Annotated in this window: 12 protein-coding genes; 9 read left to right on the top strand and 3 right to left on the bottom strand. The window is 71.8% G+C overall.

The window, feature by feature from the left end:
• Nucleotides 1–61: 61 nt before the first annotated feature.
• On the top strand, nucleotides 62–931 hold the full coding sequence (locus Aco04nite_RS17670) for a S41 family peptidase (RefSeq protein ID WP_212998324.1): 870 nt from the start codon (nucleotides 62–64) through the stop codon (nucleotides 929–931).
• On the opposite strand, the gene Aco04nite_RS17665 is transcribed toward Aco04nite_RS17670, so the two are convergent.
• Entirely contained in the window at nucleotides 910–3,102 is a 2,193-nt protein-coding gene (locus tag Aco04nite_RS17665) for an alpha-galactosidase (protein ID WP_244876077.1), read from the bottom strand. The genes Aco04nite_RS17670 and Aco04nite_RS17665 overlap by 22 nt on opposite strands.
• Before the next feature lie 62 nt (nucleotides 3,103–3,164).
• Here Aco04nite_RS17665 and Aco04nite_RS17660 point away from each other — a divergent pair, with 62 nt between their 5' ends.
• From Aco04nite_RS17660 to Aco04nite_RS17645, 4 genes are all read left to right on the top strand, one after another.
• Nucleotides 3,165–4,541, top strand: a complete 1,377-nt coding sequence (locus tag Aco04nite_RS17660) for an acyl-CoA synthetase (RefSeq protein ID WP_212998323.1) — start codon at nucleotides 3,165–3,167, stop codon at nucleotides 4,539–4,541.
• A gap of 34 nt (nucleotides 4,542–4,575) precedes the next feature.
• A complete protein-coding gene (locus tag Aco04nite_RS17655) occupies nucleotides 4,576–5,529 on the top strand; it encodes a pyridoxal-phosphate dependent enzyme (RefSeq protein WP_212998322.1) in 954 nt (317 codons plus the stop codon).
• Nucleotides 5,530–5,657: 128 nt separating this feature from the next.
• Nucleotides 5,658–6,602, top strand: coding sequence for a DUF5995 family protein (locus Aco04nite_RS17650; RefSeq protein ID WP_212998321.1), 945 nt, complete (start codon nucleotides 5,658–5,660; stop codon nucleotides 6,600–6,602).
• 121 nt (nucleotides 6,603–6,723) lie between these two features.
• On the top strand, nucleotides 6,724–7,566 hold the full coding sequence (locus Aco04nite_RS17645) for a discoidin domain-containing protein (protein WP_212998320.1): 843 nt from the start codon (nucleotides 6,724–6,726) through the stop codon (nucleotides 7,564–7,566).
• Here the strand turns inward: Aco04nite_RS17645 and Aco04nite_RS17640 are convergent.
• Entirely contained in the window at nucleotides 7,563–9,074 is a 1,512-nt protein-coding gene (locus tag Aco04nite_RS17640; protein ID WP_212998319.1) for a tetratricopeptide repeat-containing diguanylate cyclase, read from the bottom strand. The genes Aco04nite_RS17645 and Aco04nite_RS17640 overlap by 4 nt on opposite strands.
• A 90-nt stretch (nucleotides 9,075–9,164) precedes the next feature.
• Between Aco04nite_RS17640 and Aco04nite_RS17635 the strand changes: the two genes are divergently transcribed.
• The gene (locus tag Aco04nite_RS17635) at nucleotides 9,165–9,920 is read left to right on the top strand and encodes an endonuclease/exonuclease/phosphatase family protein (protein ID WP_212998318.1); all 756 of its coding nucleotides are present in this window, start codon (nucleotides 9,165–9,167) and stop codon (nucleotides 9,918–9,920) included.
• Nucleotides 9,921–9,946: 26 nt separating this feature from the next.
• Here Aco04nite_RS17635 and Aco04nite_RS17630 read toward each other — a convergent pair whose 3' ends face one another.
• Nucleotides 9,947–11,806, bottom strand: a complete 1,860-nt coding sequence (locus tag Aco04nite_RS17630; RefSeq protein WP_212998317.1) for a tetratricopeptide repeat-containing protein — start codon at nucleotides 11,804–11,806, stop codon at nucleotides 9,947–9,949.
• Between the two features lie 133 nt (nucleotides 11,807–11,939).
• On the opposite strand from Aco04nite_RS17630, the gene Aco04nite_RS17625 reads away from it, so the two are divergent.
• From Aco04nite_RS17625 to Aco04nite_RS17615, 3 genes are read left to right on the top strand one after another with little or no spacing between them, the layout of a single operon-like run.
• Complete coding sequence (locus tag Aco04nite_RS17625) at nucleotides 11,940–12,659, top strand: TRP family putative cation channel (protein ID WP_212998316.1); 720 nt, start codon at nucleotides 11,940–11,942, stop codon at nucleotides 12,657–12,659.
• Nucleotides 12,660–12,671: 12 nt separating this feature from the next.
• Nucleotides 12,672–13,172: a DUF4231 domain-containing protein gene (locus Aco04nite_RS17620; RefSeq protein ID WP_212998315.1), complete on the top strand. Its 501-nt coding sequence runs from the start codon at nucleotides 12,672–12,674 to the stop codon at nucleotides 13,170–13,172.
• Nucleotides 13,169–13,609 carry an SLATT domain-containing protein gene (locus Aco04nite_RS17615; RefSeq protein WP_212998314.1) on the top strand — a complete coding sequence of 147 codons (441 nt, stop codon included), beginning with the start codon at nucleotides 13,169–13,171 and terminating at the stop codon, nucleotides 13,607–13,609. Before Aco04nite_RS17620 ends, Aco04nite_RS17615 begins: the two co-directional genes overlap by 4 nt.
• Nucleotides 13,610–13,636: the final 27 nt, after the last annotated feature.

The raw sequence follows: 13,636 nt of genomic DNA, 5'->3' as shown, positions 1-13,636 counted from the left end.
CGAACGAAGTGCGAGGCCGGGTGCCCCCATGGGCCCGGCCTCGCGCCGTATCTTGGCCCGTATGTCCACAGAGCTCATAGACGCGGCGCTGACCCTCATCCAGGACAAGTACATCTTCCCGGACAAGGCCGCCGAGATCACACAGCGGATCCGGGCCGTGCGGTACGAGGGGCTCGACGAGCAGACGCTGGGGGAGCGGCTCACCGAGGTTCTCCTCGACGTCACCGCCGACAGGCATCTGCGGATCCGCACGCGGGCGGCGGACATGGGCTCGGGGATGACCGAGCAGGAGTGGGTCGAGGCATATCAGGCCCGGCTCCTGACGATCAACTTCGGCATCGAGCGGGTCGAGCGGCTGGACGGGAACGTCGGGCTGCTCGCTCTGACCGAGATTCCCGACGCGGGTACGGGCGGCGACGCCCTCGCCGCCGCCATGCGACTCGTTGCGCACACCGAAGCGCTCATCATCGATCTGCGCACCTGCCGGGGCGGGGCACCGAACGGCGTGCAGTTCCTGGCGAGCTACTTCTTCCCGGACGACGAGACGCACCTCGGGGGCATCTACTTCGGCGCAACCAGGACGACCCGGCAGTACTGGAGCCTCGCGTACTTGCCCGGTGAGCGGTATCTCGCCAGGCCGGTCTACGTGCTGACCAGTGGCGTGACCTTCTCCGGTGGTGAAGACCTCGCCTACACCCTGCAGAGCCACGGGCGCGCCACGGTGGTCGGGGAGACCACCCGTGGCGGCGCCCACCCCACCGAGGTGTTCCCGCTGTCGGCGACGATGGAGGTCACGGTCCCCATCGCGCGGTCGATCAGCCCGGTCACGGGCACGAACTGGGAAGGCACGGGGGTCGCCCCGGACGTGAGCGTCCCGGCGGGTGAGGCTCTCGCTCGGGCGTTGCGGGACTACACGGCGTCCGCCCGGTAGAGGACCACCTGGTCGGGGAACAGGCGCGGGCAGGCGACCCCGGCCTGGTCCAGTACGGCACCGGTGAGGATCTGGCCGGAGCGGTCCGCGCCCCACCACGGCGGCGGGGCCAGACCGGAGAGTTCCCTGCCGACGGTGACCGGGCGGACCCGGTAGCGGCGCTCGGGGTCCAGGCCGCGCAGGCGCAGCCGGGCGGCGGGGTCGGGGAGGATGCTGTCCGTCGTGACCATCGCGAACAGGGCCCGGCTGCGGTCGGGGGCGAGCACGCCGTGCACCAGGATGCGGTCGTCGTAGCCGTCCATCCGGACGACGTCGCCGCCGAGCAGCAGCGCCCGCTGCTCGCGGTAGAACGCCAGCCATGCGCCCAGCTCCTCGAGCTCGCCGGCGCTCGCCTCGGCGAGGTCCCACTCGATGCCGAGGTGACCGAAGATCGCCGTCGCGGCGCGGTAGCCGAGGTCGTGACGCCGGCCCGTGGTGTGCGAACGGCCGGACGCGATGTGCGAGCCCAGGAATTCCGGGGCGACCAGCTGGGTGGTCCAGCGCAGCATCCGCTGCCGGTCGTGGGGGTCGATGTTGTCCGAGACCCACACCCGGTCGGTACGCTCCAGCACGCCGAGATCGACGCGAGCACCCCCGGACGAGCAGGATTCGATCTCCAGCCCGGGATGGGCGGCGCGCAGCTCGTCGAGCAGCCGGTAGAAGGCCAGCGTCTGGGCGTGCACCGCGGGCCGGCCGCCGTGGGTCTGATCGCCGGCCTCGACGAGGTCCCGGTTGTGGTCCCACTTGATGTAGCCGATGTCGTACTCGTCGAGGATCGCGAGCATCTGCGTCCTGATGTGCTCGTACGCCGCCGGGATCGCGAGGTTGAGCACCTGCTGGTGCCGCGACTCGACCGGCCATTCGGCGCGCGCCGCCATGATCCAGTCGGGGTGCGCGCGGGCCAGGTCGGAGTCCGGGTTGACCATCTCCGGCTCGAACCAGAGACCGAACTGCATGCCCAGCGCGCGGACCCGGTCGACGAGCGGGTGCAGGCCGGCCGGCCACACGTCCGCGGACACCACCCAGTCGCCGAGCCCGGAGAAGTCGTCACGGCGCGAGCCGAACCAGCCGTCGTCCAGCACGTAGCGCTCGACGCCGATCGCCGCGGCCCGCTCGGCCAGGTCGACCAGCCGCTCGGTGTCGTGGTCGAAGTAGACGGCCTCCCACACGTTGAGCGTGATCGGGCGGTCGGCGCTCACGGGCTTCTCCCGGGCGCGCAGGTGACGGTGGAAACGGCGGGCCACCTCGTCCAGCCCCTTGCCGTAGGCGCCGTACAGCCACGGGGTCTCGTAGGTCTCGCCGGTGCCGAGCCGGATCTCGCCGGGCAGCAGCAGCTCGCCGCCGCCGAGGAGCTGCTCACCGGTGTGCACACGCTCGGCGTAGTGCAGATGGTTGCCGCTCCACGCGGTGTGCACGGCCCAGACGTCACCGCTCGCGAAGTCGAAGCCGGCCGTCCCGGCGTGCAGCAGATATGCGCTGTCCGCGCCGGTGCGGCCCTTGCGGTTCTCGCGGACGTGCGCGCCGGTGAACAGCGTGCTGCGCTGCGGCACCCGCTCCTGGTTGTGCCGGCCGGTGAAGTCCAGCAACTCCACCGCGCCGGGCGGGATCGGGAGCGCGGGGGTCAGGCTGTCGAGGGTGTACGTCTCGGGAGCCAGGTTGCGCAGCTGTGCGCGTACGCGCAGAAGGCCGGACTCCCGCAACTCGAGCGTGACGCGCACCGCAAGCCGGCCGGTCTCGTCGCTCGCGTGCACTTCCAGCGTCGCCGCGCCCGCGGTGACAAAACCGCTGACCGGTGCGCCGTCCAGCGTCACCGAGGTGACGGTGAACGCCGCCGACCAGCCCGTCCCGTCGAAGGAACCGCTGAGCCCGGGGCGGCCGGCCCAGCCGGTGCGCTGCTCGGGCAGCAGGGCGACCCGCGGCCGTGGCTCGACGTCGTTGGTGCCGTGCACCGGCTGTGAGCAGGTGTTGAGCGCGGCGGCCAGATCGGCGTCGAGGCCGGGGATCGCCGGACCCCAATAGGTCAGCGCGGGCAGGCGGCCACCGCCGGTGTCGGCGAGGACGGTCACGCCCCCGGCGGTGAGGGCAGCGGTCACGCCGTCGTCGAGCAGCATCGGGGTGTCTGTCCTTTCCACGCTGAATACGGTTGTTACAAGGGTGTGTCAGACCGGCTCAGGGGCTCTGAGAAGATCGGTACATGCGCTTGCTGACAGCCTTGCACGACGCCGAGGACACCCCGCGCACGGTCACCGCGTCCGGGGAGTCCGTGTCGCGCCACGAGTTGCTCGGCCGGGCGTCGGCGCTCGCGGAGTCGTTGCGCGGGGTGCCGGTGGCGGCGGTCGACGCGACCGCCGGGCTTCCGACGATCGTGGCGATCACCGCGGGGCTGCTCGCCGGGGTGCCGATCGTGCCCGTGCCGCCCGACGCCGGCACGACCGAGCGCGCCCACATCCTGCGCGATTCCGGCGCGGCGGTGCTGTTGTCCGACGGGCCGTCCGGTGATCTCCCGACCATGGCGATCACGCGGCCCGGGGTGAGCGGTTCCGTGCCTCCCGAGCCCGATGCGGGCACACCCGCGCTGATCCTCTACACGAGCGGGACGACCGGGCCGCCGAAGGGCGTCGTGGTCTCGCGCGCGGCGATCGCGGCCGACCTCGACGCGCTCGCCGAGGCATGGCAGTGGACGGCCGGCGACACCCTCGTGCACGGCCTGCCGCTCTATCACGTGCACGGGCTCGTGCTCGGCGTGCTCGGCCCGCTGCGCATCGGGTCACCGTTGGTGCACACCGGAAAGCCGACCCCTGATGCGTACGCGAGAGCGCGCGGCAGCCTCTACTTCGGCGTCCCCACGGTGTGGTCGCGTGTGTGTGCCATGCCGGACGCCGCCCGCGAGCTGCGCAGTGCCCGGCTGCTCGTGTCGGGGAGCGCGCCGCTGCCCGTGCCCGTCTTCGAGGAGCTGACGACGCTCACCGGGCAGGCACCGGTCGAGCGTTACGGTATGACCGAGACGCTCATCACCGTGAGTGCCCGCCACGACGGCCCGCGCCGCGCGGGCCACGTCGGTGTTCCGGTGCGCGGCGTCGAGACCCGCCTCGTCGACGACGCCGGTGTCCCGCTCGAGAACGACGGCGCGACGATCGGCCAGCTGCAGGTGCGCGGGGCGACCCTCTTCGACGGCTACCTCGGCCACGGCTCCGCCCTCACCGACGGCTGGTTCACCACCGGTGACGTCGCCACGATCGGCGCCGACGGCTGGCACCGCATCGTGGGGCGCGCCTCCACCGACCTCATCAAGACCGGCGGTTACCGCGTCGGCGCCGGCGAGGTCGAGGACGCCCTGCTGCTGCACCCCGCCGTCCGCGAGGCCGCCGTCATCGGCACCGCCCACGCCGACCTCGGCGAGCAGGTCACCGCGTTCGTCGTCACCGACGGCCCGGTCCCCGAGAAAGAGCTGATCGACTTCGTGGCGCAGCGCCTCGCCGCCCACAAACGCCCCCGCGTGGTGAACCTGGTGGCCGAACTCCCCCGTAACGCCATGGGGAAAGTCCAGAAAAGCCGCCTGCGGCCGTCATAGTCGCCTGCGGCGCTGAAACAGGAGAAGACACAAGTTGAGCATCACCCTGGCCGACGTCCATGACGCCGCCGAGCGCCTGAAGGGAGTCGCGCACCGCACGCCGGTGCTGCGGTCGCGGACCCTGGACGCGTTCGTCGGTGCCGAGGTCTTCGTCAAGGCCGAGAATTTCCAGCGGATGGGCGCGTTCAAGTTCCGCGGCGCGTACAACGCGTGTGCCCGGCTGACCCCGGCGCAGCTGGCGAGCGGCATCGCGGCGTACTCGTCGGGTAATCACGCGCAGGCCGTCGCGCTGGCCGCGCAGGAGCTGGGCAGTCACGCGGTGATCCTGATGCCCGAGGATTCCCCGGCGTCCAAGCGGGCCGCCGCCGAGGGGTACGGCGCCGAGGTGCTCACCTTCGACCGCTACGGCGAGGACCGGATCGCCCTGGCCGGGGCGCTGGCCGCCGAGCGGGGGCTGACGCTGATCCCGCCGTACGAGCACCCGGACGTGATGGCCGGGCAGGGCACCGCCACGCTGGAGTTGCTGGAGCAGGCCGGTGACCTCGACGCGCTCGTCGTGCCGGTGGGCGGGGGCGGGCTCATGGCGGGCAGCGCCACCGCCGCCAAGGGGCTGCTGCCCGGGATCCGGATGATCGGCGTGGAGCCGCGGGAGGGCGACGACACCAAGCGGTCCCTCGATGCCGGGGAGCGGGTCGCCGTACCCGTCTCCCGGACCGTGGCGGACGGCCTGGCCGCGCCCACCCCGGGCGAGCTGACCTTCGAGGTGAACCGGCGGCTGGTCGACGAGATCGCGCTGGTCGGCGATGACGAGATCTGCGACGCGATGCGTTTCGCGTTCGAGCGGATGCGGATCGTGATCGAGCCGAGCGGTGCCACCGGCCTGGCCGCGCTGCTGTCGGGGCGGCTCAAGGTCTCCGGCCGGGTCGGCGTGATCATCTCGGGCGGCAACATCGACGTGACGCGGTTCGTGACACTGCTCTCGCGATGATGATGACGTTGCTCTCTTGATGACGAAACGGCGTGGAACTGTCGGGTAACTTGCGGGAAGCTGGTCATCGCCCGCCCGACTGTGGACTGTGGCTGATTTCCGGAGTTGTTACGCCTGAGGGGGCCGTGATGACCGCGACAGTCGCCTTCGACATCAACACCGTGCGCAGCAGCGCCGACCTGCTGCGCACCGAACGCATCCGCATCGCGCCGGACGAGCCCGGCCTGGTGCCGTCCGGCCGGGGCTGGGGCGAGGCCAAACGCGAGATGGCCGAGCTCTGCGCGGTGCCCCCGGCGACGATCGCCGAGGTCCTCGAGATGCTGACCCGGGCACAGCGCATCATGGACCTGCTGCCGCCGCCGGCCGCCAACCGGATCGCGTCGTTCAACTCGCTCTACTTCACCATCACCGACCGGGTGGGGGCGGCCCTGACCGGCCCCGACGTGGTCGACCCGGAATTCCTGGAGCTGCTCGACGTCGAGTTCGCCAAGCGCTACTTCGACGCGCTGCGGCTGTGGGGCGAGGAGGACCACAGCACCCCGGACGCCTGGGAGGTGCTGTTCCGCCGCGCCCAGGACGAAAAGATCAGCCGGCTCGCCGCCGCGATCCTCGGGGTCAACGCCCACATCAACCACGACCTGGCGCTGGCGCTGGTCGCCACGTGGGAGCGGCTCGGCACACCGCCCGGCGACGTCGTGCACCCCGACTACCTGCTGATCAACAAGATCTTCTACCAGGAGATCCCCCGGCTGCGCCGCCGCTACTCGACCAGCTGGCAGCTGCGCGTCGACATGCTGGCCGGTGACCTCGACGACTGGAGCCAGTCGGTGCTGGTGGCAGCGACCCGCGCGCACGCGTGGGACCAGGGCAGGCGGCTGTGGGACCTGCGCGACGAGGCCGAGCATCTCGCCCACGCCCGGTTGGTGATGGACCGCGCCTCGGCCTACGTCGGGGAGCTGCTGATCACCAGTGACGGAGTGTTCAACCAGGTCGGCGTGGTGCTCAAGGCCGGGCGTGACGGGGCCCGCGGTGCGTGGCGCCGGGTGTTCCACAAGCGGCGCGCCGGAATCTGACAATCGGCCACAGTGGAGTGTTGTGCACACCGGTGATATCAAGTCACCCGTGACGAACGAGCAGGGTGATCCGGACCCCAGGCAGGGCTGGAAACCAAGGCAACCACCAGCGTCGATGTCCTTGACCTCCGGTGCTTTCGGCAAGCGTCAGGCGGCGGCGGCCGCCCCGCCCCTGGTGCGGCCGGAGCCACCATCCCCGGAGCGGCCCACCGCTCCGGAGACCCCGCCGGCGGCGTCGCGGGGGCGCCGGCGGTGGGTCTGGGCATCGGCGGGGGCGGCGGCCCTGGCCGTCGTGACGGTCGGCGTGGCCGTGGCCCTGCGCCCATCCGGGGAGGACGACGCGGCGGCAGGTGGGCCGCCGGCCCGGGCGTTCTCCGAGGAGGCGCCGGGCGCCACGACGGCCACCGGCACGGCGCCGAGCGCTGTCGCCTCGCTGGGTGCGCTCTCGGACGGCGAGGTCTCGAACGGTGTGGTGCCACTGGCGACCGGAGTGCCGTCCACGGCGCCGTCCGCCGGGCTCACCACCACAGCGCCGGCCCCGAAGGTGACCGTCACGACCCCGGCGGGACGGGTAAACGACGGGGCCGACCTCGCCCTGCACCGCCCGGTCAGCGTCTCCAGCACCGAGGGCAGGGCGTGGCCCGGTGCGGACGCCGTCGACGGGGACGACTCCACCCGGTGGGGCAGCGGCTTCGCCGACAACCAGTGGATCGCGGTCGACCTGGGCGAGCTCTGGTCGGTCAGCCGGGTCGAGGTCGTGTGGGAACGCGCGTACGCCACCGAGTACCGCGTCGAGGTATCGGACAACGGCAGCGCGTGGCGGTCCGCGTACACCGGCGCGAAGGGCAAGGAGGGCGCGGTCACCACGACGTTCAAGGCAACCCCCGCCCGCTGGGTACGCGTCTACGGCCTGCAACGCAGCAACGGATACGGCATCTCCGTCTACCGGCTGTCCGTGCGTTAACCCGTGATGACGCGGTTGCGGCCGGCGTGCTTGGCCGCGTAGAGCAGCTCGTCGGCGCGGTTGACCAGGGTGCGGGCCGTGTCGTCCGGGCGCAGCGCGGTGAGCCCGATGCTGGCCGTGACGCTCAGCCCGTTCGCGACGGCGGTCCAGGCATACGACTGGATCGCCGCGCGCAGGCCCTCGACGCGCCGGGCGGCGACCGCCGGGTCCGCGTCGAGGATCAGGATGAACTCCTCACCGCCGTGCCGGCCCGCGTGCCCGCCCACCTTGGCGAGCAGCTCGGCGACGCGGCACAGGACCATGTCGCCGATCGCGTGCGTGTAGGTGTCGTTGACCGCCTTGAAGTGGTCGAGGTCGATCAGGGCGACGCTGACCGGGCCGCGCTGGGTGGCCGGGGTGCGGATCAGGTCGGCGAGCTGCGCGTCCGAGCGGCGCCGGTTCCACAGGCCGGTCAGCGCGTCCCGTTCGGCCATCTCGCGGAACCGCTCCGTGGTGCGGCGGGCCTCGTCGACGGCGAACTGGGCGTGCGCGACGCGGGCCATGACCTCGCTGCGCTCGGACCGGCGTACGGTCCAGGCCTCGTGGAACTCGACCATCTCGTGGTACGCGGTGGCGAAGTCACCCAGCTCGGCATGGCACCCGGCGATCATCTTGCGGGCCAGCGCGTCGACGTCGGCGAGCCGGTCCCGGGCCGCCATCTCCCGGCAGGCCCACAGCGTGTCCAGCGCCGCGCCGACGTTGCCGTCCCGGCGCTGGATGTCGGCGAGGGTGATCAGGGCGTTCGGCACGGCGTCGGAGTCGGTCGGCTCGGACGTCGCGATGGCCCGCTCGATCAGCGCGAGCGCCCCGGCGGGATCCCCGGTCTCCAGCATGATCCGCGCCATCGTGTCGGCGCAGGAGGCGTTCAGTGGCTCCCCGGTGCGCTCGCTGCACATCCGCATCCGGTCCACGAGGTCGGCGGCGGTCCGCAGGTCACCGGAGGTGTACGAGCACCACGCCCAGTTGTTCAGGTTCGCCAGGATCAGCGCGGGCACCCGGGCCGCCTCGGCCAGCTCCTGCGCCACCCGGAACTCCCGGTGCGACATGCCGCCGATGCGCCGGTCGTTGACCTGCAGAGCCAGGACGATGGCATGGTCGGCGCGCAGCACCGGCGGGTCACCGGGATGCAGCATCCGGCTCGCCGGGTACGCGTTCCGCACCGCCTGCGCGTTGTCCCCGATCCGCCACAGCCCCCCGGCCACGACGGCGTGGGCGTGGGCGACGACGATCCGGTCACCGGTCCCGGCGAGCACGGCGCGCGCCTGCGCGATCCCCTCGGGGGCACGACCGCCGCGGTTGTGCAGCTCGGCGAGCACGAGCCGGCCGAGATCGGCGAGCTGGCGGTCCCCGGCGGTGACGGCGGCGCGCACGAGCGCTTCGGCCCGGTCGGCGAGACCCTTGTGGCTGACGTAGACGCCGGCGACGAGGCTGTCGAGCGAGCCGTCCAGAGTTGCGGGGGCGGCATTCATGTCCGGCCCATCGGCTCCCGAAATGCAACCATGAGCGGTACCCGTACTCCTTGAGCGGTACCTGAGAAACGTACCCATAAGGTCTTGATCATGGCTGTGTCGCTGCTGACCCTGAACGCGCTGATGAAGGGGGACGTCCGGGCCCGGCTGCGGGTCCTCGGCGGGCTCCTGGAGAGCTCCGGGTACGACGTGGTGTGCCTGCAGGAGGTGATGTACCGCTCCCACGCGGTGCTGCTGCGGAGTCTCGCCCGCTCGTACGGTCACCGGGCCTGGAGCGGGACGGTGCTGCTCCGGGGCGGGCTCGTGGTGCTGTCCCGGCTGCCGATCGTGAGCGCCCGGTTCGTACGGTATCCGATGACCGGGCCGGTGCGACCCGAGTTCATCATGCGCAAGGGCGCCCAGGTCGTCCAGGTCACGACCGCCGCCGGCCCGCTCGCGGTGATCAACACCCACCTGTCGGCCAACCGCGACGGCGACTGGTCACGGGAGGGCCGGTACACCCACGTCCAGCGTCGCGAACTGGCCACGCTCGCCGCGGTCGTCTCGGGGGTCGACGCGGCACTGCCGGTGGTGGTCGCCGGTGACCTGAACGTGCCCCGGACGGCGTCGTCGCTCGCCGGGTTTCTGACCGATGCCGGGCTGGAGGACACCCGGGCCGGGGACACCGAGCCGACGTACCGCCCGACCCCGCGCTGGCCGTCGCCGCCCGCCTTCGACCACGTCCTGGTCCGGCCGGGGCTGACCGCCTCCACCCGGCTCGTCCTGCAGAACCCGGTGACGCTGGGCGACGGACGCCAGACCTACCTCTCGGATCATTACGGCCTCGCCGCCGACCTCTCGTTCTGACGGGCGAGCAACCGGGATGCGGCGGGTCACCGCTGATCGAGGTGGCCGAGCAGGGTGGTGATCTCGGTGGGGAAGGAGTCGTAGGTGCGGAGGAACTCGAGCTGGTTGCGGGCCGAGGCGATCTGGTCGGGGTTGGCTGTCCGGAAGGCCGTGAGGTAGAGGGCTGCCGGGCCGGTCAGGTCCGGGGCGGTGTTCTCCAGAGCCTGGTGCAGTGCCAGCTCCGCCAGGGTCAGCCGGGCCCAGACGTCCGACCGGTCCCAGCGCAGGGCGCGGTTGGCGAAGAGGCGGGTGGCGGCGCCGATCTCCGTGAACTCGTCGTGGAACCGCCCGTCGCGTTCGGGGCTGCAGAGGCGCATCGCCAGGAGCAGGTTGATGCCTGTGTAGTAGCTGGGATCACGGTCGAAGCCCTCCCGGTACTTCTCCGCCATGGCCGTGAACAGTTCCCTGGTCCGTGGGTCCTCCCGGGGCAGGCCCGCGGACTGGATCTCGCGCTTGATCATGCCGCCCCAGATGCCGTACGTCTCGGAGTCGCCGTACCCGTCCCGGACCGCCTTCTCCAGCAGCCGCTGTGCTCTGTCCACGTGGGCGAGCTTCTCCTGCGGGGTGACGCCGGTCTGCTCGCTGAGCCTGCGGTACGCCATCACCGTGTTCAGGAGCCAGATCTTGTGCTGCGGGTCGCCGACCTCGGGCTGCGAGCGGTCGAACAGCTGGAGAGCCTCCGCGTACGCCTGGATGCCGAGCAGGGCCGCGCCGAGCTTGATGCGCAACGCCTGGCTGTCGCGCGTACCGAGACCGGCGGTGTCCAGCCATCGGGCGGTGTCGAGGATCGTGGCGAACCGGGTCGCGTCCGCGACCCTGCGGTGGGCGTCGGCGAACCGTGCCTCCCGCTCCCGCACCTCGTTGTGCAGCAGCAACGGGGCCGACCGCTCGACCATCGCGAACCAGGCATGCGCCGGGCTGTCGTCCTCGGCCTTGGCGACGGCCAGCTCCAGCACCGGGCCCAGCTTGCGGATCGCCTCGGTGGCCTGTTCGTCGGTGAGGTGCAGGCCGCGGTCGAAGGAGTGGACGCGGCTCATGGCGATGTCGAACGGCGGGGTGCGTTTGCCCAGTTCGATGATGTGCGGGCCGACCAGCATCGTGCTCGCGGCGGCGAAGACGTGACGGACGCCGAGCTCGTAGGCGACGTTGAAGTTGGTGGTGGTCAGGTCGACGAGCACCACGTCGCAGTTGGCCAGCTCGGCCAGCATCGAGGGGTGGATGATGCCGGTGTCCTTGCCGAGGTCGGCGCGGCTCCAGTCGAGATCCGCGTCCTCCAGCAGGGGCACGTACACCCGGTCGAAGACGCAGTCGCAGTCGATCTCGGCACCTGACTCGGCGTCCTTCTTGCTGCCGTAGGGCATGACGACGAAAGCGCGCTGCTCCCTGCGTACGGGGGAGAGGTCGAGGGTGAGCAGGCCGCGTTGCTGGGCCCGGGCGATCAGGTCCCGGACCGCCTCGCCGGCCGGTTCCGCGTCGCGGGGACCGATCGTCACCAGCCATTGCTGCTCGTCGCCGGCAGCTTCCGCCGCCACGTCGAGCAGGGTCTCACCAGGGGTCAGCTCGCGCAGGGTGAGCCGCGGGGCATCGAGGAGCTGGTCGAACGTACGGGTCCACGCGTCACCGTGCTCGGCCGCCATGGCAGCGCGGAAGGCGTCCCGGGTGTCCGGCACGACGGCAAGCACCTCGCGGCCGGCCTTCAGTCCCTCCGCGGCGACCATGAGCTCGGCGTCCGTCACGAGACCCCCGACGAGACGGGCCGGCCCGAGATGCCTGATCAGGCGCTCGACGCGGTCGCGTAGCTGGGACGTGTCCTGTGTGTCCGCCGCTCCGCCATAGATAATGATCATTCTGCTCACCCCGTACCACTGTGGCGCGGGGAGGCGGTGGCGTCGAGATGCCTTATGGTCCGGACCGGCCGCCGAACTGCCATGGCGTTCCGGCTGTCTCGTGCCGGGGCGCCGATCGCGTAACGTACGGGTCGTGTTCACCATCGACTTCGGGGGGACCCGCACCGCGCTCGCCGCACGGGTCGACGGTCCCGCCGACCTGGCTGCGGCGCTGCACGAATTCGGGTTCGCCACGCCGCGGCCGGTCGTCACCGTTGTCGGCGGTGCCGGCGGCATGACCGGGGATGATCTGGATCAGCTGGGGTCCGTGGTCGCCGAGGCGTTGCTCCCGGCGATCCACGCGAGCGGCGCGACCGTGATCGACGGCGGCACCGACGCAGGGGTGATGCGTCTGATGGGTCGGTCCCGTAACGGCTTTCCCCTGGTCGGCGTCGCCGCGGCCGGAACGGTGGCGCTGCCCGGTGAGCCCGCGCCCTCGGCCGACGCTGCCGCGCTCGAGCCGCACCACACCCACTTCGTGCTGGCGCCCGGTCACGAATGGGGTGCCGAGGTGCCCTGGCTCGCCGACGTCGCCACCCGTGTCGCGGGCGGGTCGGCGGCCCTCACCGTGCTCATCAACGGCGGGCGGATCGCCTACGACGACGCGGAGCACAGCTTGCGGGCCGGGCGCCCGCTGCTGGTGCTGGAAGGATCCGGCCGCACCGCCGACGAGATCGCGGCGGCGCGGCTCGGGGATCGCCGCAACGACCTCGCCACCCGGATCGCCGGGTCGCCGCTTGTCCACATCGTGCAGATATCCGACACCACAGCGGTTGGTGACCGGATGGGTACCCTTCTGACGGCATCGAGCTGAGAAAGTCTTCGCATGCCGCTGTCGCTGTTGGCGCGATTCCCCAAGCTCCGGACACCTGCCGAGCCCTATCCGGTCATCCCGCCCGACGCCCGGGAGCGCTACCCGGAGCTCGCTGACGACCTGACGGAGCTGGCGGCGGTTGTCGAGCCGGTCTTCTCGGCGTACGACCGTCAGGCCCTGAAAGAGCAGAACGCCTACCGCCGGCAGCAGGTCCTGGTGCTCCTCGGCTCGGCCCTGGTCACCACCCTGGGCGGGATCCAGGCGCTCGTGCCCGGTCAGCGCTGGCCCGGCCTGGTCCTCGCGCTCGCGGGGGTCCTGCTGGCGACCAGCAGCCAGTGGGCCCGGGAACGCGCCTCGATCGACGAATACCTGCAGGCCCGGGTGCGCGCCGAGCGGCTGCGTGCCCTGCACTTCCGCTACCTGGCGCGCGTCGGGCCCTATGCGGGCCCGGACCGCCTGGTGGCGCTGCGCCGAGCGGTGATCGCCGTCAAGGCGGGGAAGGAGCCGGAATGAGCAACCGCGAGGCCGCCGTGCGCCGGCTCTACAAGGACCTGCGCATCACCGACCAACTGACCTTCTACCGCCGCCGCAGCGACGAATATCATCGGGCCGACAACCAGGGCATCATCGTGCGCAACACGCTGCTCGGGCTGGCGGCACTCGCCGGCGTGGCAGGACAGCTCCTGGGGGAGACCGGGCGCACGGTGACCGGGGTGGTGGCGGCGGTGCTGGCGGCGATGGCGACGGCGGTCACCGCGTACGAGACGTTGATCGGGTTCGCCCCCGTCGCCAAGCTCTACGACGACGCGGCCCTCAGCCTGGAGGAAGCGGAGCTCGACTGGGACGCCGGCACCGACCTGGCGGCGGACGTCGACCGGGTCGAACAGATCTTCCGCTCGGAGGCCGGCCAGTGGGGGCAGCTCACCATCCAGCCCCCGCCGGCCCCGTGACTCACAAGATCCACGGGGCCGTTGTGA

Source organism: Winogradskya consettensis, assembly GCF_018332715.1.
GTDB lineage: Bacteria > Actinomycetota > Actinomycetes > Mycobacteriales > Micromonosporaceae > Actinoplanes > Actinoplanes consettensis.
The sequence above is the reverse complement of the archived record's forward strand: the minus strand, read 5'-3'. Positions and strand labels throughout refer to the sequence as shown.

Bases quoted from the DNA above. Each gene is read 5' to 3' on its own strand.
- Aco04nite_RS17670 (WP_212998324.1), top strand. From the start codon at position 62: ATGTCCACAGAGCTCATAGACGCGGCGCTGACCCTCATCCAGGACAAG.
- Aco04nite_RS17660 (WP_212998323.1), top strand. From the start codon at position 3,165: ATGCGCTTGCTGACAGCCTTGCACGACGCCGAGGACACCCCGCGCACG.
- Aco04nite_RS17650 (WP_212998321.1), top strand. From the start codon at position 5,658: ATGACCGCGACAGTCGCCTTCGACATCAACACCGTGCGCAGCAGCGCC.
- Aco04nite_RS17640 (WP_212998319.1), bottom strand. From the start codon at position 9,074: ATGAATGCCGCCCCCGCAACTCTGGACGGCTCGCTCGACAGCCTCGTC.
- Aco04nite_RS17635 (WP_212998318.1), top strand. From the start codon at position 9,165: ATGGCTGTGTCGCTGCTGACCCTGAACGCGCTGATGAAGGGGGACGTC.
- Aco04nite_RS17630 (WP_212998317.1), bottom strand. From the start codon at position 11,806: ATGATCATTATCTATGGCGGAGCGGCGGACACACAGGACACGTCCCAG.
- Aco04nite_RS17620 (WP_212998315.1), top strand. From the start codon at position 12,672: ATGCCGCTGTCGCTGTTGGCGCGATTCCCCAAGCTCCGGACACCTGCC.
- Aco04nite_RS17615 (WP_212998314.1), top strand. From the start codon at position 13,169: ATGAGCAACCGCGAGGCCGCCGTGCGCCGGCTCTACAAGGACCTGCGC.